The 25,605-nt window shown below is 68.7% G+C and carries 22 protein-coding genes; 15 read left to right on the plus strand and 7 right to left on the minus strand.

Annotated features, from left to right (window positions below):
- The first annotated feature begins 17 nt into the window (after positions 1–17).
- From MEU52_RS05255 to pgi, 12 genes are all read left to right on the plus strand, one after another.
- Positions 18–1,634 carry an acyl-CoA dehydrogenase family protein gene (locus tag MEU52_RS05255; protein WP_238119503.1) on the plus strand — a complete coding sequence of 539 codons (1,617 nt, stop codon included), beginning with the start codon at positions 18–20 and terminating at the stop codon, positions 1,632–1,634.
- 324 nt (positions 1,635–1,958) lie between these two features.
- The gene (locus MEU52_RS05260) at positions 1,959–2,240 is read left to right on the plus strand and encodes an acyl carrier protein (RefSeq protein WP_012113283.1); all 282 of its coding nucleotides are present in this window, start codon (positions 1,959–1,961) and stop codon (positions 2,238–2,240) included.
- 15 nt (positions 2,241–2,255) lie between these two features.
- On the plus strand, positions 2,256–2,729 hold the full coding sequence (locus MEU52_RS05265) for a 3-hydroxyacyl-ACP dehydratase FabZ family protein (RefSeq protein WP_238119501.1): 474 nt from the start codon (positions 2,256–2,258) through the stop codon (positions 2,727–2,729).
- Positions 2,722–3,909 (plus strand): beta-ketoacyl-ACP synthase, encoded by a 1,188-nt coding sequence (locus MEU52_RS05270; protein WP_238119486.1) that lies wholly within the window; start codon positions 2,722–2,724, stop codon positions 3,907–3,909. The genes MEU52_RS05265 and MEU52_RS05270 overlap by 8 nt, the downstream gene beginning before the upstream one ends.
- A gap of 262 nt (positions 3,910–4,171) precedes the next feature.
- Positions 4,172–5,455, plus strand: coding sequence for a beta-ketoacyl-ACP synthase (locus MEU52_RS05275; RefSeq protein WP_238119478.1), 1,284 nt, complete (start codon positions 4,172–4,174; stop codon positions 5,453–5,455).
- A gap of 31 nt (positions 5,456–5,486) precedes the next feature.
- Entirely contained in the window at positions 5,487–6,236 is a 750-nt protein-coding gene (locus MEU52_RS05280) for an SDR family oxidoreductase (RefSeq protein WP_238119470.1), read from the plus strand.
- 32 nt (positions 6,237–6,268) lie between these two features.
- Positions 6,269–7,291: a zinc-binding dehydrogenase gene (locus MEU52_RS05285; protein ID WP_238119461.1), complete on the plus strand. Its 1,023-nt coding sequence runs from the start codon at positions 6,269–6,271 to the stop codon at positions 7,289–7,291.
- 22 nt (positions 7,292–7,313) lie between these two features.
- Positions 7,314–8,249, plus strand: a complete 936-nt coding sequence (locus MEU52_RS05290; RefSeq protein WP_443266005.1) for a lipid A biosynthesis lauroyl acyltransferase — start codon at positions 7,314–7,316, stop codon at positions 8,247–8,249.
- A 610-nt stretch (positions 8,250–8,859) separates the two neighbouring features.
- Positions 8,860–9,342, plus strand: coding sequence for a 5-(carboxyamino)imidazole ribonucleotide mutase (gene purE / locus MEU52_RS05295; protein WP_238119452.1), 483 nt, complete (start codon positions 8,860–8,862; stop codon positions 9,340–9,342).
- 4 nt (positions 9,343–9,346) lie between these two features.
- Entirely contained in the window at positions 9,347–10,456 is a 1,110-nt protein-coding gene (locus MEU52_RS05300; RefSeq protein WP_238119451.1) for a 5-(carboxyamino)imidazole ribonucleotide synthase, read from the plus strand.
- A 322-nt stretch (positions 10,457–10,778) separates the two neighbouring features.
- Positions 10,779–11,006, plus strand: a complete 228-nt coding sequence (rpsU, locus tag MEU52_RS05305) for a 30S ribosomal protein S21 (RefSeq protein WP_234052638.1) — start codon at positions 10,779–10,781, stop codon at positions 11,004–11,006.
- A 517-nt stretch (positions 11,007–11,523) separates the two neighbouring features.
- Entirely contained in the window at positions 11,524–13,152 is a 1,629-nt protein-coding gene (gene pgi / locus MEU52_RS05310) for a glucose-6-phosphate isomerase (RefSeq protein WP_238119450.1), read from the plus strand.
- A 5-nt stretch (positions 13,153–13,157) separates the two neighbouring features.
- Here the strand turns inward: pgi and MEU52_RS05315 are convergent, their stop codons facing one another.
- Positions 13,158–13,628 carry a CBS domain-containing protein gene (locus tag MEU52_RS05315; protein WP_238119449.1) on the minus strand — a complete coding sequence of 157 codons (471 nt, stop codon included), beginning with the start codon at positions 13,626–13,628 and terminating at the stop codon, positions 13,158–13,160.
- 260 nt (positions 13,629–13,888) lie between these two features.
- The gene (gene carA, locus MEU52_RS05320; RefSeq protein WP_238119448.1) at positions 13,889–15,127 is read right to left on the minus strand and encodes a glutamine-hydrolyzing carbamoyl-phosphate synthase small subunit; all 1,239 of its coding nucleotides are present in this window, start codon (positions 15,125–15,127) and stop codon (positions 13,889–13,891) included.
- A gap of 353 nt (positions 15,128–15,480) precedes the next feature.
- Here carA and MEU52_RS05325 point away from each other — a divergent pair, with 353 nt between their 5' ends.
- Complete coding sequence (locus MEU52_RS05325) at positions 15,481–15,942, plus strand: GatB/YqeY domain-containing protein (RefSeq protein WP_238119447.1); 462 nt, start codon at positions 15,481–15,483, stop codon at positions 15,940–15,942.
- 267 nt (positions 15,943–16,209) lie between these two features.
- Here MEU52_RS05325 and MEU52_RS05330 read toward each other — a convergent pair whose 3' ends face one another.
- On the minus strand, positions 16,210–17,658 hold the full coding sequence (locus MEU52_RS05330; RefSeq protein ID WP_238119446.1) for an alanine/glycine:cation symporter family protein: 1,449 nt from the start codon (positions 17,656–17,658) through the stop codon (positions 16,210–16,212).
- 311 nt (positions 17,659–17,969) lie between these two features.
- Between MEU52_RS05330 and dnaG the strand changes: the two genes are divergently transcribed.
- The gene (gene dnaG, locus MEU52_RS05335) at positions 17,970–19,943 is read left to right on the plus strand and encodes a DNA primase (RefSeq protein ID WP_238119445.1); all 1,974 of its coding nucleotides are present in this window, start codon (positions 17,970–17,972) and stop codon (positions 19,941–19,943) included.
- 188 nt (positions 19,944–20,131) lie between these two features.
- A complete protein-coding gene (gene rpoD / locus MEU52_RS05340; RefSeq protein WP_238119444.1) occupies positions 20,132–22,132 on the plus strand; it encodes an RNA polymerase sigma factor RpoD in 2,001 nt (666 codons plus the stop codon).
- A gap of 69 nt (positions 22,133–22,201) precedes the next feature.
- On the opposite strand, the gene MEU52_RS05345 is transcribed toward rpoD, so the two are convergent.
- From MEU52_RS05345 to MEU52_RS05360, 4 genes are read right to left on the minus strand one after another with little or no spacing between them, the layout of a single operon-like run.
- Complete coding sequence (locus MEU52_RS05345) at positions 22,202–22,915, minus strand: ABC transporter ATP-binding protein (RefSeq protein ID WP_238119442.1); 714 nt, start codon at positions 22,913–22,915, stop codon at positions 22,202–22,204.
- On the minus strand, positions 22,912–23,661 hold the full coding sequence (locus tag MEU52_RS05350; RefSeq protein WP_238119440.1) for an ABC transporter ATP-binding protein: 750 nt from the start codon (positions 23,659–23,661) through the stop codon (positions 22,912–22,914). Before MEU52_RS05350 ends, MEU52_RS05345 begins: the two co-directional genes overlap by 4 nt.
- Positions 23,654–24,598, minus strand: coding sequence for a branched-chain amino acid ABC transporter permease (locus tag MEU52_RS05355; protein ID WP_238119431.1), 945 nt, complete (start codon positions 24,596–24,598; stop codon positions 23,654–23,656). Before MEU52_RS05355 ends, MEU52_RS05350 begins: the two co-directional genes overlap by 8 nt.
- Before the next feature lie 26 nt (positions 24,599–24,624).
- Positions 24,625–25,545, minus strand: a complete 921-nt coding sequence (locus MEU52_RS05360; protein ID WP_238119429.1) for a branched-chain amino acid ABC transporter permease — start codon at positions 25,543–25,545, stop codon at positions 24,625–24,627.
- Between the last annotated feature and the right edge of the window lie 60 nt (positions 25,546–25,605).

Here is a 25,605-nt window from a genome sequence, read left to right on the forward strand (position 1 = left end):
GGCGATAGGGGAACGCCATGCCCGCAGAGCTGCCCACTGACATCGTGTTCAATCAGTCGCCGCCGTTCGAGAACATTAATCTCGCCAGCCAGGATCTGCCGCTCATGGCCTGCGCGGCGGCCATGGGCAATGGCGAGGACCTGGTGACCTTCGGGGCCGAATGGGGCGCCGCCGACCAGTTCGCCCTCGGCCGGCTTGCCAATGAGAATCCCCCCATCCTGCACACCCACGACGCCCAGGGGCGGCGGTGCGACATGGTGGAGTTTCATCCCGCCTACCACACCCTGATGGCCCAGAGCATGAGCGCCGGGCTGCACTGCTCCAGCTGGGAGATCGCTGGCGGGCCGGCCCACGGGCGCCGCGCCGCCCACCTCTATCTGGTGAGCCAGGTGGAGGCCGGCCACGTCTGCCCGCTGACCATGACCCATGCGGCACCCGCCGCCCTCGCCGCCGCGCCCCATCTGCTGCGGGACTGGCTGCCGCGCATCCGCTCGCGCTCCTATGACGGCCGCTTCCTGCCGTTCTGGGAAAAGGCCAGCGTGACCATCGGCATGGGCATGACCGAGAAGCAGGGCGGCACCGACGTGCGCGCCAACATCACCCGGGCGGAGCCGGTGGCGGGAGACGAATATGCCATCACCGGCCACAAATGGTTCTTCTCCGCCCCCATGAGCGACGCCTTCCTGGTGCTGGCGCAGGCGCCGCGCGGGCTGACCTGCTTCCTCATGCCCCGCTTCCGCCCGGACGGCAGCGTCAACGCCATCCATCTGGTGCGTTTGAAGCGCAAGCTGGGCAACCGCGCCAATGCCTCCTCCGAGGTGGAATTCGACCGCGCCTTCGCCTGGCGGGTGGGCGAAGAGGGCCGCGGCATCCGCACCATCATCGAGATGGTCCAGCGCACCCGGCTCGACTGCGCGGTGTCCTCCGCCGGTGTCATGCGCATCGCCCTCAGCCTCGCTTTGCACCATGCCCGCCACCGCACGGTGTTCCAGAAGCGGCTGGTGGACCAGCCGGCCATGACCATGGTGCTGGCCGATCTTGCCCTGGAGGCGGAGGCCGCGACCGCGCTCACCCTGCGACTGGCCTGCAGCTTCGACACCCACCAGGGCGAGGAGGGCGCCCGTGCCCGCCTGCTCACTCCGGCGGTCAAGTTCGCCGTATGCAAGGCCGCCCCCGGCTTCGTGTTCGAGGCCATGGAGGCGCTGGGCGGCAATGGCTATGTCGAGGACGGCATGCTGCCGCGCCTGTATCGCGAGGCTCCGGTCAACGCCATCTGGGAGGGCAGCGGCAACGTCATGGCCCTCGACCTGCTGCGCGCCACCGCCCACGAACCGGACAGCCTGCAACAAGTGCTGGCGGAGCTGAAGAAGGAGGCCGCCGGCCTGCCCGGCGCGGATGCCGCGGCGGAGGAGATCGCGGCCCTGGTGCGCGGCAGCGCCGCGGAGGCCCACGCCCGCCGCGCCTGCCATCTGCTGGCCACCCTGGCGGCCACCGCCGCCCTGGTGCAGACCGCCCCCGCCGCCATCGCCGAAACCTTCGCCCGCACCCGGCTGAAGGCGCCGCGGGCGCTGTTCGGCGCCAACGACGTCGCCCCCGTGGCGGCGCTGCTGCTCGACCGGGCGCTGGCGAGCTAAGACGCCGCGGCCGCCCGAGTCAGCCGAAAGGTCCGCGCCAACGCACGTGCTGAAGCCCTTGCCGAAGCACTTGCCAAGGCACTTGCCAAAGCACTTGCGGCAACCGGCGCGGCATGCGAAGGAATCGCCGCACCCCCGCGGCGAAGACTGGCGGTTTGGTCTGGACCTGCGGAGCCGACCATTGAAACCATCTCGCGCGTTCGCTATAGGGGCGGTCAACTCATCCGAAGGGCCCTCGGGCCGCACCCTCGGCTGCGGCCGTGGGCGGCATCGCCTGCAGCCGGTGCGGCGGGAGCGGCCGAGTTTACGAAGAGGCAGCAGTCCATGTCTTCCACGTTCGACACGGTGGCCAACATCATCGCGGAAACGTGTGATATCCCGCGGGACACCATCACGCCGGACAGCCACGCCATCGACGATCTGGGCATCGACAGCCTCGACTTCCTGGATATCGCCTTCGCCATCGACAAGGCCTTCGGCATCAAGCTGCCGCTGGAGCAGTGGACGCAGGAAGTCAACGACGGCAAGGCCACGACCGAGCAGTATTTCGTGCTCAAGAACCTCTGCGCGCGCATCGACGAGCTGGTCGCTGCCAAAGCCGCGTGAGGGCAGGCGGAGCTGATGCGTCCTGAAGTCTTCAAGATGATCGACCGGGTCGTGGCTATCGACCCGGCGCTCAATAAGATCCATTGCCAGGGCCTGGTGCCGCAGGAAAGCTCCATCTTCGAGGGGCACTTCCCCGGTCATCCCATCATGCCCGGCGTGCTCCTCATCGAGGCCATGGCGCAGACCACAGGATGGCTCATCCTGGCGCGCAACCGCTTCGAGAAGATGCCTTTCCTCGCCACCGTGAAGGAAGGCAAGCTGCGCACCTTCGTGGTGCCCGGACAGAATCTCGACCTTTATTCCGAGGTGCTGCACGAGGGCTCCGGCTTCGTCGTGGCCCGCACCCAGGGCCTCATCGAAGGCAAGCTGATCTGCAACGCCGAGCTCACCTTCCGCGTGCTCCCCTGGCCGGAAGGCAAGATGAAGGCGGTGGTCCTGAAGGTGGCCGAGCACGTTAACTTTCCCCTGACGGACATCGCCAATGCCTGAAGCGCGCGCCAAACGGCGTGAGGTGTGGATTACGGGCATTGGTCTCGTATCCTCCCTCGGTGAGGGCCTTGAGGCCCATTGGGAAGCTCTGACGCAGGGTCAGGCCCCCGTCACCGACGCGACCACGTTCGCGCCGTACGTGGTGCATCCCCTGGTCAAGGTCAGCTTCGACAGCCAGATCCCCAAAAGGGGCGATCAGCGGCAGATGGAGCCGTGGCAGCGCATCGGCACCTATGCGGCCGGCCTCGCCCTCGATGCCGCCGGCATCGCCAAGAATGTCGACATCCTGTCGAAGACCGACATGGTGGTGGCGGCGGGCGGCGGCGAGCGCGACTTCGCGGTGGATGCGGCCATCCTCAACGATCTGGCCACCTCCAACGACGCCGGCCGGCTGCTCAACGAGCGCCTGCTGTCGGACCTGCGCCCCACCCTGTCGCTGGCGCAGCTCTCCAACCTGCTCGCCGGCAACATCTCCATCGTGCACGGCGTCACCGGCTCCTCCCGCACCTTCATGGGCGAGGAGAGCTCGGGCGTGGACGCGGTGCGGGTGGCCTATTCGCGCATCGCCTCCGGACAGAGCGAAATCGGCCTCGTCGGCGGCGCCTACAATGCCGAGCGTGAGGACACACTGCTCCTCAACGATCTCGACGATTTCTGCATGAAGGGCGCGCCGCGTCCGGTGTTCAGCAGCCCCGAGCCGGGCATTGCCGCCGGCTCCATGGGCGCCTTCCTGGTGCTGGAATCGCCCGAGCACGCCACCGCGCGCGGCGCCACCCCCATCGCCAAGATCTCCGGCGTGTGGTCTGAACGGGCCCGCCGCCAGGTGGAAGGGGCCATCAAGGACAAGGTCCGCGCGCTCCTCACCACCGCGGGCACCGCGGCCGGCACCGCCATCATGTCCGGCGCCTCGGGCGCGCGCGGCGCCACCGCGCCGGAAGCCGAGGTGCTGGCCGCCACCGGCCTGCCGGTGCGCTCCATCGCCAACCGGCTCGGCCACGGCTTCGAGGCCCAGTTCATCGCCGGCCTGGCGCTCGCGGCGCTGTGCGTCTCCAAGGGTGCCCTGTTCCCCGCCCTTCCCACCGATCCCGCCGAGACCGGCGGCGATGCGGTGAACCGGGTGGTGGTCACCGGCGTCGGCCACTGGCGCGGCGAAGGCGCGGGCGTGGTCGAGAAGGTCTGATCCTTCCCGCTCCGCGCAACCCTTGAACCGGGGTCCGGCCATGCGCGCCGGGCCTTTTGCCGTTCAAGCCCCCTCGCCGCTGTGCGGTGATCGGGGCGAAACGACCGCTGCCGGGCCCCTCATTTACCTTGAGTGCGGCTTCGGCGTATTTTCCGGCGAGATCGGCCGCCGGCAGCGCGCTTTCCAAGCGATTCGCGCCGGGCCGATCTTCGCCATCCACGTGCGCCTGGGGCGGGCGCGCCTCACATCGGGGAGCCGCGACATGACGCAGGCGCATTTGGACAAGTTCGGACGGCCCGTCGTCGTCGTCACCGGCATCGGCCTCATCACCTCCCTGGGCCAGGGCAAGGCCGACAACTGGCGCCGCCTCACCGCCGGCGAATCGGGCATCCACACCATCACCCGCTTCCCCATCGAGGGCATGCGCACCACCATCGCCGGCACCGTGGACTTCCTGTTCGACGGCCGGGTGCCCGCCCCCGACCTCTCCGAGAAGCTCGCCACGCTGGCGGTGGAAGAGGCCATCGCCGAGGCCGGCATCGGCGCCGCCGGGGATTTCCCGGGGCCGCTGTTCGCCGCAGTGCCGCCGGTGGAGCTGGAATGGCCGGAGCGCCGCCAGCTGGCCGACGCGGTGGGCCATTACCCCATCGTCTATCACGACCTTCTGGCGGCGGCGGATTCCGGCAAGTTCCGCCCCTGGCACGAGCGCTTCCTGTTCGGCTCGGTGGCCGACCGGCTGGCCGACAAGTTCGGCACCCGCGGCCAGCCCATCTCCCTCTCCACCGCCTGCGCCTCGGGCGCCACCGCCATCCAGCTCGGCGTCGAGGCCATCCGCCGTGGCGAGACCGAGGTGGCGCTGTCGCTCGGCACCGACGGTTCGGTGCATCCCGAAGCCCTCATCCGCTTCTCGCTCCTGTCGGCGCTCACCACCGCCAACGACAAGCCCGAGGAAGCCGCCCGCCCGTTCGCCAAGAACCGCGACGGCTTCGTGATGGCGGAGGGCGCCGCCGCCCTGGTGCTGGAAAGCTATGCCCACGCGGTGGCGCGCGGCGCCAAGATCCTCGGCGTGCTGGAAGGCTGCGGCGAGATGGCCGACAATTTCCACCGCACCCGCTCCAATCCGGACGGCCGGCCCATCATCGGCTGCATGAAGAATGCCTTCGCCGATGCCGGCATCACCGCCGACGACGTGGACTATATCAACGCCCACGGCACCTCGACCCCCGAGAACGACCGCATGGAATATGTGGGACTCAAGGCGGTGTTCAGCGAGGAGAAGCTGGCGGCCACCCCCATCTCCTCCAACAAGTCCATGATCGGCCACACGCTGACGGCGGCCGGCGCCATCGAGGCGGTGGTATCGCTGCTCACCATCGCCAATGGCCGCATTCCGCCGACCATCAATTACAACATCCCCGATCCGGCCATTCCGCTGGACGTGGTGCCCAACGTCGCCCGCGACGCGACGGTGAAGCGGGTGATCTCCAACTCGTTCGGCTTCGGTGGCCAGAACGTGTGCCTGGTGCTGACCGGGGAGCCGGCGTGAGCCGCGCCCCGCACCCGGCGGGAAACCTCACATGAAGCCCGTGCTGGTCACCGGCGGCGGGCGGGGCCTCGGCGCCGCCATCGTGCGGCGCCTGGCGGCGGCGGGCTTCGCCGTCACCTTCACCTATCGCTCCGCTCACGCCGAGGCGGAGGCGCTGATGGCCGAGATCCGCGCTGCGGATCCAGCCGCGCAGATTGCCGCCCGCCCCCTGGACCTTGCCGACCGCGCGGCGGTGGACGCCTTCGCCGAGGAGCTGGAGGCAGGAGAGGCCTGGTACGGCTTCTGCCACAACGCCGGCGCCTCCTATGACACGCTGGCCGCCATGATCGACCAGGACAAGGCCGAGGCGGTCATGCAGGTGAACCATTTCGCCTTCGTGCGCCTCGCCCGGGCGCTCATCCGGCCGATGACCCGGGCCCGCGCGGGGCGCATCGTCGCCATCGGCTCGGTGGCGGCGCTCCAGGCCAATCCCGGCAACGCCGCTTATGCCGCCTCCAAGGCGGCCCTGCTGGCCCATGTGCGGGGCCTGGCGGTGGAGAGCGCCCGGCGCGGCGTGACGGTGAACTATGTGGCACCCGGCTTCATCGATACCGCCATGCTGGAGAAATATGCCGACTACCGCGCCCGGATGGAGGCGCAGATCCCCGCCGGCCGTTTCGCGCAGCCGGATGATGTGGCGCAGGTGGTGGCCTTTCTCTTCTCCCCCGGGGCGGGCTATATGACCGGCGCCGTCCTGCCGGTGGATGGGGGCCTCTCCGCCAGCCTGCCGGCCCATCGCTGATCCGAACCCATCAGACAACCGCGAGAATAAGAATGCGCGCCCTCCAGCTCGTCTCCGATCGCAAGCTCGAAATCGTCGACATGCCCGAGCCCGCCGCCCCCGGCGCCGGAGAGGTGCAGATCCGGGTGAAGGCGCTGGCGCTCAACCATATCGACGTGTGGGGCTGGCGCGGCATGGCCTTCGCCAAGCGCAAGATGCCGCTGGTGGTGGGCGCGGAAGCCGCCGGCGAGATCGTCGCCCTGGGCGCCGACGTGCGCGGCCTGAAGGTGGGCCAGACGGTGGCCATGTATGGCGCCATGACCTGCGGCCACTGCAAGGCCTGCCTCGCCGGCCGCGACAACCTGTGCCAGAACGTGGGCGGCGTGCTGGGCTTCCACATCGACGGTTTCGCCCGCGACGTGATCAACATGCCCGAGCGGCTGGTGATCCCCGCCCCCGCCGGCGTCTCCTTCGAGGAAGCGGGCTGCGCCGGCATCACCTTCTCCACCGTCGAGCACATGCTGTTCGACAATGCCAAGCTTGAAGACGGCGAGACCGTGCTGGTGCACGCGGGCGGCTCGGGCATCGGCTCCGCCGCCATCCGCCTCGCCAAGGATGTGGGCGCCACGGTCATCACCACCGTGGGCGATGACGAGAAGGCCGAGAAGGCCAAGGCGCTCGGCGCCGATCACGTCATCAATTACCGCCGCGACCGGTTCGAGCACGAAGTCCGCAAGATCACCAAGAAGGTGGGCGTGGACGTGGTGTTCGAGCATGTGGGCGCCGACACCTGGAACGCCTCTTTGCTCTCCATGAAGCCGGGCGCCCGGCTCGTCACCTGCGGCTCCACCTCGGGCGTCACCGTGCAGATGAACCTGATGCAGCTGTTCCAGCGCCAGTACAAGATTTTCGGCTCGTTCGGCGCCACCATCAAGAATGTGGCCGACGGCCTCGAGAAGATGGGTCGCGGCATCAAGCCGGTGATCGACACCGTGGTGCCGCTGGAGAATTTCAACGACGGCCTGGAGCGGCTGGAGAGCCGCAAGGTGTTCGGCAAGATCGTCGTGAAGTTCTGACGGGCGAGCCCCGAGCCGCGCCGTGCCCCCCTTGAAACAGAAGCTCCGCCGCTGGCGCAACCGCCTGCGGCCGGTGTTCGCGCCGCTGGTCGAGGCCATCGTCGGCGGCTATGTGCGCTTCTCCATCTGGTGGCTGCGGCTGTGGCCCCTGTGGCTCTCCTCCGGCGGCATGGCCTTCTGGGCGCGCCTTCTCGGCCCCTTCTTCCCGGTGAGCAAGGTGGCGCGGCGCAATCTCGCCGCCGCCTTCCCGGACAAGAACCGGGCCGAGATCGAAGCCATGGTGCGCGGGGTGTGGGCCAATATGGGCCGGCTCGCCGCCGATTTCGCCCAGCAGGACCAGCTGTGGGATTACGACCCGGCCCATCCCAATGCCGGCCGCATCGAGGTGAAGGGCGCCGACATCCTCGAACGGCTGCGTGACGACGGCCGCCCGGCCCTGTTTTTCACCGCCCACACCGGCAATTGGGAATTGTGCGCGGTGGCGGGGGCCAAGTTCCAGGTGCCGGGTGGCGTGCTCTATCGCGCCCCCAACAACAAGAAGGCCGCCGACCTCATCGAGGAGATGCGCGCCGGCAACATGCCCGGCCTCATCCGCGCCAGCCGCAAGGCGGGGGTGATGATGGCGCACATGCTGGCGGACGGGCAGCATCTGGGCATGCTGGTGGACCAGTATTGGACCGGCGGGCCGCAGGTGACCTTCTTCGGCCGCCCCTGCGCCACCAACCCGACGCTGGCCCGCCTCGCCCGCCAGTTCGATTGCCCGGTGCACGGCATGCGCGTCATCCGCCTGCCCGGTGCCCGGTTCCGGGTGGAGATCACCGAAGAGGTGGTGCTGCCCCGCGATGGCGAAGGCCAGATCGACGTGCAGGGTGCCATGCAGGCGGTCACCAGCGTGATCGAGGGCTGGGTCCGCGAATATCCCGAGCAATGGCTCTGGCTGCACCGCCGCTGGCGGTAAGACGGCCCAGGCCCGCCTGAACGCCGCCACGGGTCCTTCCCGGTCCCACCTGCCCCTCCCTCGCCCTCCCCCGCGAGCGGGAGAGGGGATAGCGCGTTGCAGCAGAACAGCCGCGCGGCGACCAGCCCAGCGAAGAAAAGCCCGGCCCTCTCCGCGCCTCTGCGCCAAAGCCCTCTCCCGCTTGCGGGGGAGGGTTGGGAGGGGGAATGCCACACCAGCCGCCGCGCGACGCCCCCGGACCGCAACACCGCCCGCCTTCCGCCAACCGGCAGCAAACGCTCCAGCGCCGCCGGCCCCCTCCCTCGCACCCCCCCGCAAGCGAGAGAGGGGATAGCGCGGTGCAGCAGAACAGCCGCGCGGCGACCAGCCCGGGGAAGAAGAGCCCGGCCTTTCCGTGTCCCTGCGCCAAAGCCCTCTCCCGCTTGCGGGGGAGGGTTGGGAGGGGGAATGCCGCACCACCCGCCACGCGACGACCCCGGACCGCAACACCGCCCGCCTTCGCCCGACCGCCCCGAGGAGCCCGTCGCGCAAGGCCCCCCCATTCTCCCCCTTGCCCGCCGCGCCCTGATCCGATAAAGCCGCGCTTTCCGTTTTCACGAGGTGGAATGGGATGAGCGCGCCTGACGTGGCGGTCATCATGGGTAGCCAGTCCGATTGGGACACCATGCGTCACGCCGTCGAGACGCTGGCGGCGCTCGGCGTCTCGCACGAGGCGCGGATCGTGTCCGCCCATCGCACGCCCGAGCGGATGTATGACTTCGCCCGCGGCGCCAAGGCGGCCGGCACCAAGGTCATCATCGCCGGCGCCGGCGGCGCGGCCCATCTGCCGGGCATGGTGGCGGCGCTCACCACCCTGCCGGTGTTCGGCGTGCCGGTGGAATCCAAGGCCCTGTCCGGCGTCGACAGCCTCTATTCCATCGTCCAGATGCCCGGCGGCGTGCCGGTGGGCACCCTCGCCATCGGCAAGGCCGGCGCCACCAATGCCGCTTTGCTCGCCGCTGCGGTGCTGGCGCTCAGCGATGCCGCCCTCGCCACCCGGCTGGAGGCCTGGCGGGCCGAACGCACGGCGGCCGTCGCGGAGCAGCCGGCCTAGGTCCATGCTGCAGCCCGGAGACACCATCGGCATCCTCGGCGGCGGCCAGCTCGGCCGCATGATCGCCCTCGCCGCAGCCCAGCTCGGCCTGAAGAGCGTCGTGCTCTGTCCCGAGGCGGACAGCCCCGCCTTCCAGGTGTGCGACAGCGTCATCTGCGCCGGCTATGAGGACGAGGAGGCGCTCGCCCGCCTCGCCGATGCCGTCGAGGTGGTGACCTACGAATTCGAGAACGTGCCGCTGGCCACTGCCGAGTTTCTCACCGGCCGGGTGCCGCTGCATCCCGGCGCCCGCGCCCTGGCGCTCACCCAGGACCGGCTGGCGGAGAAGACCTTCGTCAACGGCCTCGGCATCGAGACCGCGCCGTTCCGCGCCGTGGAGGATCTCGCCACCCTCCATGACGCGGTGGCGCAGATCGGCCTGCCGGCGGTGCTGAAGACCCGCCGCTTCGGCTATGACGGCAAGGGCCAGGTGACGCTCCGGCCCGGCGATGACCTCGCCGCCGCCTGGACCGCCATCGGCGCCCAGCCCGCCATTCTGGAAGGCTTCGTGCCGTTCGAGCGGGAAGTGTCCGTGGTCGCCGCGCGCCGCGCCGATGACGCCTTCGTCGCCTATGAGGTGACGCAGAACGTCCATCGCGACCACATTCTGCACACCTCCACCGTGCCGGCCGAAGTGAATGCCGCCACCGCCCGCCAGGCCCATGCCCTGGCCTATGCCATCGCCGGCGCGCTCGATTATGTGGGCGTCTTCGCGGTGGAATTGTTCGTGGTGGGCCGCGGCAGCGAGGAACGGGTGATCGTCAACGAGATCGCCCCGCGGGTGCACAATTCCGGCCACTGGACCCAGGATGGCGCGGCGACCTCCCAGTTCGAGCAGCACGTGCGCGCCATTGCCGGCTGGCCGCTGGGGGAGGTGGATCGCCTCGGCCGGGTGCAGATGACCAATCTCATCGGCGAGGACGCGCTCGCCTGGCATGGCCTGCTCAGCGAGCCCGGTGCCCGCCTGCACCTCTATGGCAAGAGCGAGGTGCGCGCCGGCCGCAAGATGGGCCATGTGAACCGCATCTGGCCCGACGGCTCCAGCTGCCCGGGTGCCGCCCAAGACGGCTGCTGACCGCCACCGCGCCGTCACGCCTGGGGGTGCCGCAGCGATTCCCGCGCGGACAGGCCTTCGGCCGAGCCACGTGGCCTAGCCCCGGGGGGCCGGGTCGAAACATCCTCTTCAGCGGGCGCGGGCGGCGCCGTTATGAGCCGGCACAAGGGTTCGCGACGCCGCGCCCGGTGGCGAAGACGAGTGGACAACCTTTTTCAGCTCTGATAAGAGAACGCCTCCTTCGGACCCACGGCAGGGACGTCGCTTGGCGTTTTGCTCCCGGATCCGGACACCCAATTCATGATCGCACCGGATCGGCGCAACAGCTTGAAGAGGCAAACACGTGCAAGTTCTCGTCCGCGACAACAATGTTGATCAGGCCCTCAAGGCGCTCAAGAAGAAGATGCAGCGCGAGGGGATCTTCCGCGAGATGAAGCTGCGTGGTCATTACGAGAAGCCGTCGGAGAAGCGCGCCCGCGAGCAGGCGGAAGCCATCCGCCGCGCCCGCAAGCTGGCCCGCAAGCGCGCCCAGCGCGAAGGCCTGCTGCCGTCCAAGCCCCGCAGCCGCTGAGTTCTCAGCCGCTGACTTTTTCGGCCGTGGCACCCGCCGGCAGGCATCCGCCCGCCCGGGGCGCCGCGGTTTCGGATCCGCCTTCGGGCCATGCCGACTGTTGATCGACCAAGCCGATCCGCGCAGAGCGATCTCAGGCCTCATTTGATCCGCGCAGCCCCCTGCGCGGATTTCGTTTATGGGCCCCACCTCATCCGACCCGCGACGCGCCCGCCCGAATGGCAGCAACCTGAAGCGCGCGCACCGCACCCCGGCACCGCCCTCTGCGCGGCATTGAATACCTCCCGGATTCGGCGCACGCACCCCTGTCTTCGCGTCCATTGTATGGCCGTCCCCATAGATTTTCGTGCGCCCTTCCGCCGGATTGCCTTCCTTCGACAGTTGAGGCAAAGGTCTTGTTGCGGCGCACCGCTGCCGACAATTCGTAACAGGACGACGCCGCGCCCGCGGCGGGCTGCGTGATCCTCACCCACACCGGTCCACACTGGCGCGATGATGGAAGAGGACTTCTCTGCCCATGAGCGAATTGAAGCCGGTCTGGCGCGCTCTTGCCGCCGCCCACGGCACCACCCAGCAGCCGCTGCGCGCCCTGTGCGCAGACCCCGCGCGCTTCCCCGCCTTCTCGCGCCGGGCGGATGACCTGCTGCTGGATTTCTCGAAGACCGCCCTCACCGACGACAGCCTGGCGCTGCTGCTGCAGCTGGCGCAGGCCGCCGATGTCGCCGGCAAGCGCGACGCCATGTTCGCCGGCGACCGCATCAATGCCAGCGAGGGCCGCGCGGTGCTGCATGTGGCCCTGCGGGCCGCCGGCGACGCGCCCTTCGTCGTGGATGGCGTCGCCGTCGGCGACGACGTGCGCCAGGTGCTGGCCCAGGTGTCGGCCTTCGCCGATTTAGTCCGGCAGGGCACCGCCCGCGGCGCCACCGGGGCCGCCTTCACCGACGTGGTGAACATCGGCATCGGCGGCTCGGACCTCGGACCGGTGATGGCCACCCTGGCCCTCGCCCCCTATCACGACGGGCCCCGCTGCCACTTCGTCTCCAATGTGGACAGCGCCCACATCGCCGACACCCTGAAGGGACTCGATCCCGCCACCACCCTGTTCATCGTCGCCTCGAAGACCTTCACCACCGTCGAGACCATGTGCAACGCCGGCACCGCCCGCGCCTGGATCACCGCCGCCCTCGGCGAGGACGCGGTGGGGCGGCATTTCGCGGCGGTCTCCACCGCCCTCGACAAGGTGGGGGCGTTCGGCATTCCCCCCGAGCGCACGTTCGGGTTCTGGGATTGGGTGGGCGGGCGCTATTCCCTGTGGTCGGCCATCGGCCTGTCGCTGGTGCTGGCCATCGGTCCGGTGCGTTTCGGCGAGCTGCTGGCCGGCGCCGCCGCCATGGATGCCCATTTCCGCACCACCCCGCTGGCCGACAACCTGCCGGTGCTGCTCGGCCTCATCGGCCTGTGGCATCGCGATGTGTGCGGTTATCCCAGCCGCGCCGTGGTGCCCTATGACCAGCGCCTGGCGCGCTTTCCCGCCTATCTCCAGCAGCTCGACATGGAGAGCAACGGCAAGAGCGTGACCGTGGACGGATCACCGGTGACGCAGCCCACCGGCCCCATCGTCTGGGGGGAGCCGGGCACTAACGCCCAGCATGCCTTCTTCCAGCTGCTGCACCAGGGCACGCAGATCGTGCCGGTGGAGTTCCTCATCGCCGCCGAGAGCCACGAACCGGCCCTCGCCCACCACCATGAGCTGCTGGTGGCCAATTGCCTGGCCCAGTCCGAGGCGCTGATGCGCGGGCGCACCCTGGCGGAGGCGGCGGACCAGCTCCGGGCCAAGGGCCTGCCCGAGGCCGAGGTGGCCCGGCTCGCCCCGCACCGGGTCTTTCCCGGCGGTCGCCCCTCGGTCACCTTGGCCTATCGCCGCCTCGACCCCTTCACCCTGGGCCGGCTCATCGCCCTCTATGAGCATCGCGTGTTTGTGGAAGCGGCGGTGTGGAACATCAACGCCTTTGACCAATGGGGCGTGGAGCTCGGCAAGGAGCTGGCCACCGCTTTGCTGCCGGCGGTGCGCGAGGGCACCGTCCCGCCGGACGCCTCGTGCTCCACCGCCGGCCTCATCACCCACCTGCGGGCGGCGCGCGCTTAGGGCGCTCAGCTCAGCACCGACAGCTCTGGCGAGGTCGGGTGGAGCATGGGATCCACCGCGCCCCGGCTCTCGGCTTCCTTGAGATAATGGCGCAGCAGGTCGGTGGCGCTGATCACCCCCTGCAAGGCGAAATCCTCCATCACCGGCAGGTGGCGGATCTGGTGCTCGTTCATCAGCCGCAGCGCCGTGACGATGGAATCGGAGGGCGCGCAGCAGATCAGCTCCCGCTCCAGGAACTCGGCCAGCACCATGCCCGGGGTCGCCGGCCCATGCTCCAGCACCGCCCGCGTCACGTCGCGCTCGGAGAATACGCCGATCAGCGTGCCATGTTCGGAGCGGCAATCGTCCATCACCAGAACGGAGGAAACATTCTCCCGCTTCATCAGCAGGGTCGCCCGCGCCACCGTCTCGGTCATGCGGATGGCGATGAGCCGGGTGTCGTGCTTCTCACGCAGAATATCGTTCACGGTGATCACAGGCGCATCCTCCTCGCCGGTTGCGGCGGGGCCGGCCGGGCGGCTCGATGGCGCTCTGCGGCGCGGGCCCGGTGAAACCCCACGCCTATGCTGGGGTGCGACAATTCATCCTGTCAATGAAAACTGCGACAAATCACCCCATCGAGGCCAAATCCAGCCCGGACGTCGCCGCTGCGCCCATGAAAATGCGCCCATGAAAAAGCCGGCCCGAGGGCCGGCTTTCTTGAGCAAGAGCGCGCCGGCGGGCGGCGCGGCTGGTCTCACGCCGCCTTGGTTTTGGCGATGAGGTCCACGAAGCGGTTGAACAGATAGTGGCTGTCCTGCGGCCCGGGGCTCGCCTCCGGGTGGTACTGCACCGAGAACACCGGCTTGTCGGCCAAAGCGATGCCGGCGTTGGACCCGTCGAACAGGGAGACATGGGTCTCCACCGCATTCTTGGGCAGGGTGTCCCGATCCACGGCGAAGCCATGGTTCATGGAGGTGATCTCCACCTTGCCGGTGGTCAGGTCCTTCACCGGATGGTTCGCGCCGTGGTGGCCCTGGTGCATCTTCACCGTCTTGGCGCCCACCGCGAGGCCGATCATCTGATGGCCGAGGCAGATGCCGAAGGTGGGCACGCCGCTCTCGATCACCTTCTGGATCACCGGCACCGCATATTCCCCGGTCGCCGCCGGATCACCCGGGCCGTTGGAGAGGAACACGCCATCGGGCTTCAGCGCCAGGATGTCCTCGGCCGAGGTGGTAGCGGGCACCACGGTGACCTTGCAGCCAGCGCCGGCGAGCAGGCGCAGGATGTTGCGCTTCACCCCGTAGTCCACCGCCACCACATGGTGCTGCGGCGCCCCTTCATGGCCGAAGCCCTCCGGCCACTGCCAGGGGGTCTCGTCCCAGTCGAAGCGCTGGGCGGAGGTGACGGACGGGACGAGGTCCATCCCCACCAGGCCCGGCCAGGCGCGGGCTTCCGCCTTGAGGGCGGCGAGATCGAACTGGCCGTCGGGGGAATAGGCGATCACCGCATTGGGCATGCCCGCCTCGCGGATCAGCGCGGTCAGCGCCCGCGTGTCGATGCCGGTGATGCCGGGGATGCCCCGCGCCTTCAGCCAGGCATCCAGATGCCGGGTGGCGCGATAATTGGAGGGCTCGGTGATGGCGGTGCGCAGCACCACCCCGCGCACACCCGAAGCGGCCGCCATGGACACCGTCTCGATGTCCTCTTCATTGGTACCGACATTGCCGATGTGGGGGAAGGTGAAGGTGATGATCTGCCCGGAATAGGACGGATCGGTGAGGATCTCCTCATAGCCGGTCATGGCGGTGTTGAAGCACACCTCGCCAGCCAGCGTGGCCGCGGCACCGATGCCGAAGCCTTCGAGCACCGTGCCGTCGGCAAGGACGAGGACGGCGGTGGGAACGGGTTCGCTCCAGCCGTCAGCCGCGGGGGAGCGCCCGGAACCGGTGGAAACCGGATCGGTGGGGGTCTGGTCTTGTTCGTTCGTCATGGATCGCCTAGATAGAGCGTCACGCGCCGCGTTTCCAGCGTCCGCGCGCGAATTTGTGTGCGTCCATGCGGTCGCATGGAGGTCCTGCTGCGTGAAGGTCCACCCGGCTGCCAGTGTTCCGTTTCCGGAATGCAGCGATGACGGGCCTTTCAAGGGGATGTGGCCATCTGCGGGATGCACATGCCGACGCTGAACCATTCGAGCCGATGCGGGTGAGACCTCTCGAGACCCTTGTGTTCTGCAGAACTCTCATGTGCTGAGCGATGGTCGCGACCCGAAACGGGATCGCCGATGGCAGCGATGCTGCCCGATGCCACCCACTGGCTTTTCTCTACCCTTAAGGAATCCGATCCGTGCTTCGTGACGACATCAATGCCGCCCTCAAGGAGGCGCTGAAGGCCCAGGACAAGCGCCGCACCTCCACCCTGCGCCTCATCAATGCCGCGCTGAAGGATCGCGACATCGAACAGCGCGGCCATGGCAAGGACCCCTTGACCGACGACGAGCTGCGCGCCCTGCTCGCCAAGATGGTGAAGCAGCGCGAGGAAAGCGCCAAGATCTATGACGAGGGCGGCCGCCCCGAGCTCGCCGCCCAGGAGCGGGAAGAGATCGGCTATATCCAGGTGTTCCTGCCGCAGCAGATGAGCGAGGCGGATACCCGCGCCGCCATCGCCACGGTGATCGCCGAGATCGAGGCCAAGGGAATCAAGGACATGGGCCGCACCATGGCGGTGCTGAAGGAGCGCTATGTGGGCGCCATCGACTTCGGCAAGGCTTCCCAGTGGGTGAAGGACGCCCTCACCGCCGCCGGCTGAGGCGCACCCGCGGCACCAGAACACGCCGCCCAGAAGACGCTTCGTGGAAGACGCTTCGCGGAAGACGCCGCGCGCGGCCTCAGCCGATGCCCCTCGTCCCGGTGCTCTCCCTCTCCCGCTTGCGGGGGAGGGTTGGGGCGGGGGCAAGGCGTTGGCGAAGCCGACCGGGCAGCGCGGTCAAGCGCGCCACTCAGGCGGCCCTGCCCCTCCCCCGGCACGCGGAGGAGGGTACGCGCGCCACAATCGTCTCTTCGAGCGCCGATCGCCCTAGCCGCGGGCGGCCGGATCGGGCGCGCCCTCGCGGCGGCTCCAGATCTGCGGATCGATCTGGCCTTCCAGCTCCGGCATCTCGCTGGCCACGAACGTCGGCTCCTGGCCGGCCCGGCGCTTGGCGAGATAGTCGGCGGCGAGCTTTGACACCAGGCCCGACAGCAGCACGATGGCGATGAGGTTGATGGAGGCCATCAGCCCCATGGCGGCATCCGCCGTGTTGAACACGGTGGCGACGCTTTGGAGCGCGCCCCAGATCACCATGGCCAGCAGCGCCAGCCGCAGCACGATGATGCCCCCCACATGGCCGTGGCCGAGGAACACCAGCGCATTCTCCGCATATGAATAGTTGCCGATGATGGAGGTGAAGGCGAAAAAGAAGATGGCGATGGCCACGAAATAGCGCCCCGCCGAGCCCACATGCACTTCCATGGCCGCCTGGGTGAGCTGGGTGCCGGTGACGCCATTGCCCGGCACCAGCACATCCGCCAGCAGGATCAGCAGAGCGGTGGCGGTGCAGATCACGATGGTATCCACGAAAACGCCCAGCGACTGCACGAAGCCCTGGCTCACCGGGTGGTGCGGATCGGGGGTCGCCACAGCGGCGATGTTCGGGGCGCTGCCCATGCCCGCCTCGTTGGAGAACAGGCCGCGCTTCACCCCGTTCATCATGGCCGCGGCCACCGCGCCGCTCACCCCGCCCACCGCCGGTTCCAGGCCGAAGGCGCTGGCGACGATGTGATACAGCATGGCCGGCACTTCGGTGATGTTGGTGGCCACCGCATAGAGCGCGAACAGCACATAGATGCCGGCCATGAACGGCACCACCAGCTCGGCGGTGCGGGCGATGGCGGCGATGCCGCCGAAGATGATGATGCCGGCCAGCGCCGCCACCACCACGCCGGTGCCGATCTTGGGCACGCCGAACGCGCCATCCATGGCATCGGCGATGGAATTGGCCTGCACCGCGTTGAACACCAGGCCGAACGACAGAATGAGGCAGACCGAGAAGATGGCCCCGGCCCACGGCGCCTTCAGCCCCTTGGCGATGTAGAAGGCCGGCCCGCCGCGATAGCGGCCCTCGTCGTCCTTCACCTTGTAGAGTTGGGCGAGGGTGCTCTCGGCGAAGGCGGTGGCCATGCCCAGGGCCGCCACCACCCACATCCAGAAGATGGAGCCCGGCCCGCCCAGATAGAGCGCCACCGCCACGCCGGCGATGTTGCCGGTGCCCACCCGCGAGGCCAGCGAGGTGCACAGGGCCTGGAACGGGGTGATGCCGGAACGGTCATTGGCGTCGGAGCGCAACACCGAGCGCAGCATCTCGGGAAAATGCAGGATCTGGATGAATTTCAGCCGCAGCGTGAAATAGATGCCCACGGCCAGAAGGCCATAGATCAGCACATAGCCCCAGAACACCGTGTTCAGAAAATCGATGATCGCATTCATCAGCCCGCCCCACGCTGGATTTTTCAACAGGCTAGCCGCGCCTTCCCCTGCGGTCCACGATCAAGCGTGGCCGTTTCGCGTGTCCGGGAGTTCCGTTGCACGCAAGTCGCAGTTCGCGGGCGCGGAGCGGCGCGCAAGGCCGGGCGGATCGAGCGGCGCGGGCATCGATCAGCAGGTGTGGATAAGGGGGATTGCGGGCGCAACGGGAACGGCGCGCCCGCCTGCGGCCCCGTCCTCACGAAAGCCCAGATCCTGTGCAAGACGGACGCCTTACCATAGCCGGCCAGACCTTTGATCGAGTTGATTCGCGCATGCGCTTCCCACCGGCGTTCCTGGACGAGATCCGCGCCCGCCTTCCCGTGTCGGAGGTGGTGGGTCGGCGCGTCAAGCTGAGGAAGCAGGGCCGCGAGTTCGCCGGCCTCTCGCCCTTCAACCCGGAAAAGACGCCCTCTTTTTTCGTCAACGATCAGAAGGGGTTCTATCACTGCTTCTCGTCCGGCAAGCATGGCGACGTGTTCGACTTCCTGATGGAGACGGAAGGCATGCCGTTCGGCGAGGCGGTGGAGCGGCTCGCCGGCATGGCCGGCCTGCCGCTGCCGGAAGTCACCCCCGAGGCCGCCGCCCGGGAGGAGCGCCGGCGCTCGCTCCATGAGGTCATGGCGCTGGCTGCCCGGCATTTCGAGGACACCTTGCAATCGCGCGCCGGCGCCAAGGCGCGGGGCTATCTGGCCGATCGCGAGCTCGGCCCCGCCACCCAGCAGCGCTTCCACCTGGGCTATGCCGCCGGTGAGCGCTTCCACCTCAAGGAGGCCCTGGGTAAGCAGGGGGTGAGCGTGGAGGCCATGATCGAGGCCGGCCTGCTGATCTCCGGCGACGACATCCCGGTGCCCTACGACCGGTTCCGCGACCGGGTCATGTTCCCCATCACCGATCTCAAGGGCCGGGTGGTGGCCTTCGGCGGCCGGGCGCTGGAGAAGGATGTTCCGGCCAAGTATCTGAATTCGCCGGAAACCCCGCTCTTCCACAAGGGCAGCCTGCTCTACAACGGCTTCGGCGCCCGCGCGGCCGCCCACACTGGCGCCCGGGTGATCGTGGTGGAAGGCTATGTGGACGTCATCGCCATGGTGGAGGCCGGCTTCACCGGCGCCGTGGCGCCGCTCGGCACCGCCCTCACCGAGGATCAGCTGCAACTGCTCTGGCGCATGTCCGAGGAGCCGCTGCTGCTGTTCGACGGCGACAAGGCCGGCCGCCGCGCCGCCCATCGAGCCATGGACATCGCTTTGCCCCACCTCAAGGCCGGCCGCAGCCTGGCCTTTGCTGCGCTGCCCGAAGGCCAGGACCCGGACGATCTCATCCGCCGTTCCGGCCGCGACGCCATGGAGCAGGTGCTGGCCGGCGCCCGCCCGCTCGCCGCCGAACTGTGGGCGCGGGAGAGCGAGACAGCCGCCATCGACACCCCGGAACGCCGCGCCGCCCTGGAGGCCCGCCTCAATGAGGTGGTGGGCGTCATCGCCGACGAAACGGTCCGCAAACACTACCGTCAGGACATGAACGAGCGCCTGCGCGCCCTGCTCGCCCCCGCCAGCGGCCGCGGCGGCTGGCGCGACGGCGGCGGTCGCCCGCAGGGCGGCTGGCAAGGCGGGGGATGGCAGGGCGGCGGCTGGACCAACGGCCGGCGGAACGGCCGCGGCGGGTCCCCCCGGGATGGCGGGTTTCCCCTGCCCGGCTCGGAGATCGCCAAGAGCTCGGCCGTGCGCGGGCCGCTGGCGAGCTTGCCGCGCAATGAGGCGCTGCTGCTGTTCTGCCTCATCAACCACCCTTTCCTGCTCGACGAGGCGGCCGAGGAGGTGGCGCGGCTTCCGTTCGCCAATCCCGAGGCGGACCGGCTGCGTCAGGCCCTCATCGGCGCCCATCTGGAGGGGCTCGACTGGAGTCGGGACGGCTTCGAGACCCTCCTCGGCGCCCTCGGCCAGGGGGACCTCGACGACCTTTCGCGGCGGGTGAGCACCCTCGCCAATCCAAAAATGGACTGGCCAGCCTATCCAGATACCGCAAAAGAGGATGTCCGGCTCTGGTGGCAGCAGCGGACGGCCTTGCATCACAAGGCTTACGCGCTATCTAGGGAGTTGAAGGAAGCCGAGCGGTCGCTGGGGGAGGACCCGAGCGAGGCGAATTTTGCTTGGCTGCGCGATGTCCGCGAGCGTCTCTCCACGGTGGAGGGGATGGATGCGCTGGTGGAAGGCTTCGGCGCCCTCTCGGGCCGCCGCGCGGTGCGCTCCATGTGAGCGGCGCGGCATCCGGGCGGCCGGCGGAATGGGGATAAGCCCTTCGGGGCGCACCGCCGTTCAGGCGGGCTTAACGGGGATGCGTCAACAACAGGCGCGCCCGGAGCATGAGAACGACAGGCGGCGGAGCCCTTTGGCTGCGTCGCCGCTTCGCCGTTGTATACCGGCGAGACCATCAGGAGATGTCCATGGCGAAGCAATCTGCCGAGACGACCGAAGCGCCAGAGAAGGAGACCGACGCCCCCGACGGGCCGTTGCTCGACCTCTCGGACGCGGCCGTCCGGAAGATGATCAAGAACGCCAAGCGCCGGGGCTATGTGACCTACGAGCAGCTCAATGAGGTGATGCCTTCCGAGGAAGTCACCTCCGAGCAGATCGAGGACACCCTCGCCATGCTCAACGACATGGGCATCAACGTCATCGAGGCGGAAGAGGCCGAGAGCGAGGAGAACGCCGAGGAGGCCGAATCACCCGACGAGCCCGAGGAGGCCGAAGGCGGCGAGATCGCCGAGACCTCGTCGCGCGCCGTCGCCCGCTCCGAGACCAAGTCGGAGCCCGCGGAGCGCACCGACGACCCGGTAAGAATGTACCTCCGAGAGATGGGCTCGGTGGAGCTGCTCTCCCGCGAGGGCGAGATCGCCATCGCCAAGCGCATCGAAGCGGGCCGCGAGGCGATGATCGCCGGCCTGTGCGAGAGCCCGCTGACCTTCCAGGCCATCATCATCTGGCGTGATGAGCTGGTGGAAGGCAAGGTTCTGCTGCGCGACATCATCGACCTCGAAGCCACCTATGCCGGCCCGGAAGGCAAGAACCCGCCGGCGGCGCTGGGTGACGAGGCCGCGCTCGCCCCGGAAGCCGGCGAGGACGGCATGCTCGGCGACGGCGCCGGGCCGGAGGGCGACGAGGACGACATGGAGAATTCCATGTCGCTGGCGGCCATGGAGGCGGAGATCAAGCCGAAGGTGCTGGAAACCTTCGACCGCATCGCCGGCTCTTACGTGAAGCTGCGCCGCCTGCAGGACCAGAACGTCGAATCGAAACTCAAGAATGAGACCTTGTCCCCGGCGCAGGAGCGCAAGGCCAAGAAGCTCAAGGAAGATCTCGTTCTCGACGTGAAGAGCCTCTCCCTCAACCAGGCGCGCATCGACGCCCTGGTGGAGCAGCTCTACGAGATCAACAAGCGTCTCGTGTCCCTGGAAGGCCGGCTGATGCGGCTGGCCGACAGCTATGGCGTGGGCCGCGACGACTTCCTGAAGAACTACCAAGGCTCGGAGCTCGACCCCAAGTGGGTGCTGCGGGTGTCCAAGCTGGGCTCGCGCGGCTGGAAGGGCTTCGTCGCCCACGAGAAGGACGGCATCAAGGACCTGCGCGGCGAGATTCACGCCCTCGCCACCGAGACGGGGCTCGAGATCGCCGAGTTCCGCAAGATCGTCCAGATGGTGCAGAAGGGCGAGAAGGAAGCCCGCCAGGCCAAGAAGGAAATGGTGGAGGCGAACCTGCGCCTCGTCATCTCCATCGCCAAGAAATACACCAACCGCGGCCTGCAGTTCCTGGATCTCATCCAGGAGGGCAACATCGGCCTCATGAAGGCGGTGGACAAGTTCGAGTACCGGCGCGGCTATAAGTTCTCCACCTATGCCACCTGGTGGATCCGGCAGGCCATCACCCGCTCCATCGCCGACCAGGCCCGCACCATCCGCATTCCGGTGCACATGATCGAGACCATCAACAAGATCGTGCGCACCTCGCGGCAGATGCTCCATGAGATCGGCCGCGAGCCGACCCCGGAAGAGCTGGCGGAAAAGCTCGGCATGCCGCTGGAGAAGGTCCGCAAGGTGCTGAAGATTGCCAAGGAGCCCATCTCCCTCGAAACCCCCATCGGCGACGAGGAAGATTCCCACCTGGGCGACTTCATCGAGGACAAGAACGCCATCCTGCCCATCGATGCGGCCATCCAGAGCAACCTGCGCGAGACGACCACCCGCGTTCTCGCCTCGCTGACCCCGCGCGAAGAGCGGGTGCTGCGTATGCGGTTCGGCATCGGCATGAACACCGACCACACCTTGGAAGAGGTGGGACAGCAGTTCTCGGTGACCCGCGAGCGCATCCGCCAGATCGAGGCCAAGGCCCTGCGCAAGCTCAAGCACCCCAGCCGCTCGCGCAAGCTGCGCTCGTTCCTGGACAATTGAGCGAACGTTCTGCGCAATCAGACTGCAAAAAGGCGGCTTCGGCCGCCTTTTTCTTTTCCGCGCCCATCCTCAAACTCCAAGCAGCCGCCCAGCCAGTTCGGGATCGGCGGCGAAGTCGGTGGCGGGGCCGGCGTGGATCACGCGGCCCTTCTCCATCACCGCCACCGTGTCGCAGATGCGGGTCAGAGCACCGATGTGCTTGTCGATGACGATCAGCGACAGCCCCTCGCCCTTCAGGGTGTTGATGACCGACCAGATCTCCTCGCGGATCAGCGGGGCGAGGCCCTCCGTCGCCTCGTCGAGGATCAGCAGGCGCGGGTGGGTCATCAATGCCCGGCCGATGGCCAGCATCTGCTGCTCGCCACCGGAGAGGCGGTTGCCATAGTGGCGGCGCCGCTCGCCAAGGCGGGGAAACAGCCCATAAACCCGCTCCAGGGTCCAGGCCGGCAGTCCGGCACGGGGCGCCATGGCGGTGGCGACGAGGTTTTCCTCCACCGTCAGCGTGGGGAAGATCTGCCGCCCTTCCGGCACCAGGCCGAGCCCCGCCCGCGCCACCTTGTGCGGCGGCAGGCCGGTGAGCCGCGCGCCGTCCAGCTCCGCCGCGCCGGCGCGCGCGGGCAAAAGGCCCATGAGGGTGCGGATGGTGGTGGTCTTGCCCATGCCATTACGGCCCAGCAAGGCCAGAGCACCGTGCCGGGGCACGCAAAGGTCGACGCCGAACAGCACCGGCGCCCCGCCGTAGCCGGCCTTGAGCCCGCGCACGGTGAGCAGCGGGGTGCTCATGCCTCATCCCCGAGATAGGCGGCGCGCACGCCGGCATCGGCCTTCACCTCATCGGCACTGCCGCAGGCGATGACACGCCCCGCCACCAGCACGCTGATGCGGTCGGCCAGGCGGAACACGGCATCCATGTCGTGCTCCACCAGCAGTATGCCGGCCGCCCCGCGCACCTGCTCCAGAAGCCGCACCATGGCGGCGGATTCCTCATGGCCGGTGCCGGCCATGGGCTCGTCCAGCAGCAGCAGGCGCGGCCGCCCCGCCAAAGCCATGGCCAGCTCCAGCGCGCGCTTTTCCCCGTGGCTGAGATCGGCCGCCGGCACCTGCGCCCGCGCCCCGAGCCCCACCTGCTCCAGCAAAGCGGCGGCCGCCTCCAGGGCGGTGCGATCACTGCGGGCGGGACGGATGAAGCGGAAGGTGTGCCCCTGCGCCGCCGCCACCGCCAGGGCCACGTTCTCCAGTGCCGTGAAACCGGCGAGGACCGAGGTGATCTGGAACGAGCGGGCGAGCCCGCGCCGCGCCCTTTTGTGCACCGGCAGCCGGGTGATGTCGGCGCCGGCGAACAGGATCTGCCCGCCATCGGGCACCACCTCGCCGGCGATCTGCGACACCAAGGTGGTCTTGCCGGCGCCATTGGGGCCGATCACCGCATGGATCTCGCCCGGCCGCACGTCGAGGCTCACTCCGTCGGTGACCTGCAGGGCGCCATAGGCCTTGCGCAGATGGCGGATGGACAGGAGCGGCTCAGCCACGATCCGCCCCTCCCTTGCCGCCCAGCACTGCGGCGAGGCCACCGCGGGTGAACAGCACGATCAGCACCAGCAGCGGTCCGAACAGGATGCGCCAGTGCTCGGTGATGAGGGACAAGCCCTCTTCCGCCAGCACCACGCCGAGCGCCCCCAGGATGGCGCCATAAAGGGTGCCGACGCCGCCCGCCACCACCATCACGATCAGCTCGCCGGAACGGTACCAGGAGAGATAGGCCGGGCTCACGAACTCGGTGAGGTTGGCGAACAGCGCGCCGGCCAGCCCCGCCAGCGCGCCGGCCAAGGTGAAGGCGATGAGCCGATAGGGATAGGGGTTCACCCCCAGCGCCCGCATCCGCCGCTCGTTCTCCTTCGCCCCCTCCAGCACCCGGCCGAACGGCGCCCGCACCAGCATGCGGCAGAACAGGAACGTGAGGGCCAGAAGACCGAGGATCACATAATGGAAGATGAGCGGATCGCGCAGCCAGCGGTGGCCGGCGATGGTGGAGCGCACCGCCAGCGACAGGCCATCGTCGCCCCCATAAGCGGAGAGGCTCTGGGTGACGAAATAGGCCATCTGGCCGAACGCCAGGGTGATCATGATGAAATAGACGCCGCGGGTCTTCAGCGAGATGGCGCCGGTGACCAGGGCGAACAGGCCGGCCGCGGCCATGGCCGCAGGGAAGGCGACAAGGGCATCGCCGATGCCCTCCTCCGCCAGAATTCCCACCGCATAGGCGCCGATGCCCATGGTGGCGGCATGGCCGAACGACACCAGCGCCCCATAGCCCAGGATGAAATCGAGGCTCACCGCCGCCAGCGCGAAGATCATGGCCCGCGCCAGCAGGGACAAGGTGTAGCCGTCGCTCGCCAGCGGCGCGACGGCCAGCAGCGCGAACAGGATGAGGGGGATGGCGGCGCGTCTCATGCTGGTCGTGTTCATGCTCGCCGGTCTCATGCCCGCCGGTCTCATGCGGGCGCCGGAAACAGGCCGCGCGGGCGGAAGAACAGCACCAGCGCCATGAGCAGATAGACGCTCATGGAAGCGAGGGCCGGGCCGGCCTGGTTGGCATCGGCGGCGGGCATCACCAGCTTCAGGAGATCGGTGATGAAGGACCGGCCCAAGGTGTCGATGAGCCCCACCAGCAGAGCGGCAATGAAGGCGCCGCGCATGGAGCCGATGCCGCCGATGACGATGACCACGAAGGCGAGGATGAGCAGGCTGTCGCCCATGCCCGGCTCCACCGAGAGGATGGGCCCGGCCATGGCCCCGGCGAAGGCCGCCAGCATGGCGCCGAAGGCGAACACCTTGGCGAACAGGGCGGTGATATCCACCCCCAGCGCCGAAACCATGGGGGCGTTGGAGGCTCCCGCCCGCAGCAGCATGCCGGAGCGGGTGCGGGTGACCAGGAGATAAAGACCGCCCGCCAGCGCCAGCCCGACGGCGATCAGCGCCAGCCGGTAGACCGGGTAATTGAGCCCGTCGAGCAGCGGCACCGAACCGGACAGCGCCTGCGGCATGGGGATGGAGAGGGGCGAGGCGCCCCAGATCATCCGCACCGCTTCATTGACAAACAGGATGATGCCGAAGGTGGCCAGCACCTGCTCCAGGTGATCGCGCCCATAGAGCTGGCGGATGACGAGACGCTCCAGCACCAGCCCCAGCACCAGCGCCGCCACCAGCGCCAGCGGCAGGCCCAGCCAGAAGCTGCCCGTGAGCGCCGTGGCGGTGACCATCAGATAAGCCCCCAGCATGTATTGCACGCCGTGGGCGAGGTTGATGACATCCATCACCCCGAACACCAGGGTCAGCCCCGCCGCCACCAGGAACAGCAGGATGCCGAGCTGGAGCCCGTTGAGGATCTGGACCAGGAACAGGGCAAGGGACATTGGGGGAGCGGTGAACCAGGAACAGCGGGGACGAAAAGCACGGGCGGGCGCTGTGCGGCC

This window comes from Xanthobacter sp. NM-25 (genome assembly GCF_022138605.1).
GTDB lineage: Bacteria > Pseudomonadota > Alphaproteobacteria > Rhizobiales > Xanthobacteraceae > Xanthobacter.

Excerpts from the sequence above, each read along its gene's own strand:
- MEU52_RS05255 (WP_238119503.1), top strand. The coding sequence starts at position 18 with ATGCCCGCAGAGCTGCCCACTGACATCGTGTTCAATCAGTCGCCGCCG.
- MEU52_RS05260 (WP_012113283.1), top strand. The coding sequence starts at position 1,959 with ATGTCTTCCACGTTCGACACGGTGGCCAACATCATCGCGGAAACGTGT.
- MEU52_RS05265 (WP_238119501.1), top strand. The coding sequence starts at position 2,256 with ATGCGTCCTGAAGTCTTCAAGATGATCGACCGGGTCGTGGCTATCGAC.
- MEU52_RS05270 (WP_238119486.1), top strand. The coding sequence starts at position 2,722 with ATGCCTGAAGCGCGCGCCAAACGGCGTGAGGTGTGGATTACGGGCATT.
- MEU52_RS05275 (WP_238119478.1), top strand. The coding sequence starts at position 4,172 with ATGACGCAGGCGCATTTGGACAAGTTCGGACGGCCCGTCGTCGTCGTC.
- MEU52_RS05280 (WP_238119470.1), top strand. The coding sequence starts at position 5,487 with ATGAAGCCCGTGCTGGTCACCGGCGGCGGGCGGGGCCTCGGCGCCGCC.
- MEU52_RS05285 (WP_238119461.1), top strand. The coding sequence starts at position 6,269 with ATGCGCGCCCTCCAGCTCGTCTCCGATCGCAAGCTCGAAATCGTCGAC.
- purE (WP_238119452.1), top strand. The coding sequence starts at position 8,860 with ATGAGCGCGCCTGACGTGGCGGTCATCATGGGTAGCCAGTCCGATTGG.
- MEU52_RS05300 (WP_238119451.1), top strand. The coding sequence starts at position 9,347 with ATGCTGCAGCCCGGAGACACCATCGGCATCCTCGGCGGCGGCCAGCTC.
- pgi (WP_238119450.1), top strand. The coding sequence starts at position 11,524 with ATGAGCGAATTGAAGCCGGTCTGGCGCGCTCTTGCCGCCGCCCACGGC.
- carA (WP_238119448.1), bottom strand. The coding sequence starts at position 15,127 with ATGACGAACGAACAAGACCAGACCCCCACCGATCCGGTTTCCACCGGT.
- MEU52_RS05330 (WP_238119446.1), bottom strand. The coding sequence starts at position 17,658 with ATGAATGCGATCATCGATTTTCTGAACACGGTGTTCTGGGGCTATGTG.
- dnaG (WP_238119445.1), top strand. The coding sequence starts at position 17,970 with ATGCGCTTCCCACCGGCGTTCCTGGACGAGATCCGCGCCCGCCTTCCC.
- rpoD (WP_238119444.1), top strand. The coding sequence starts at position 20,132 with ATGGCGAAGCAATCTGCCGAGACGACCGAAGCGCCAGAGAAGGAGACC.
- MEU52_RS05345 (WP_238119442.1), bottom strand. The coding sequence starts at position 22,915 with ATGAGCACCCCGCTGCTCACCGTGCGCGGGCTCAAGGCCGGCTACGGC.
- MEU52_RS05355 (WP_238119431.1), bottom strand. The coding sequence starts at position 24,598 with ATGAACACGACCAGCATGAGACGCGCCGCCATCCCCCTCATCCTGTTC.
- MEU52_RS05360 (WP_238119429.1), bottom strand. The coding sequence starts at position 25,545 with ATGTCCCTTGCCCTGTTCCTGGTCCAGATCCTCAACGGGCTCCAGCTC.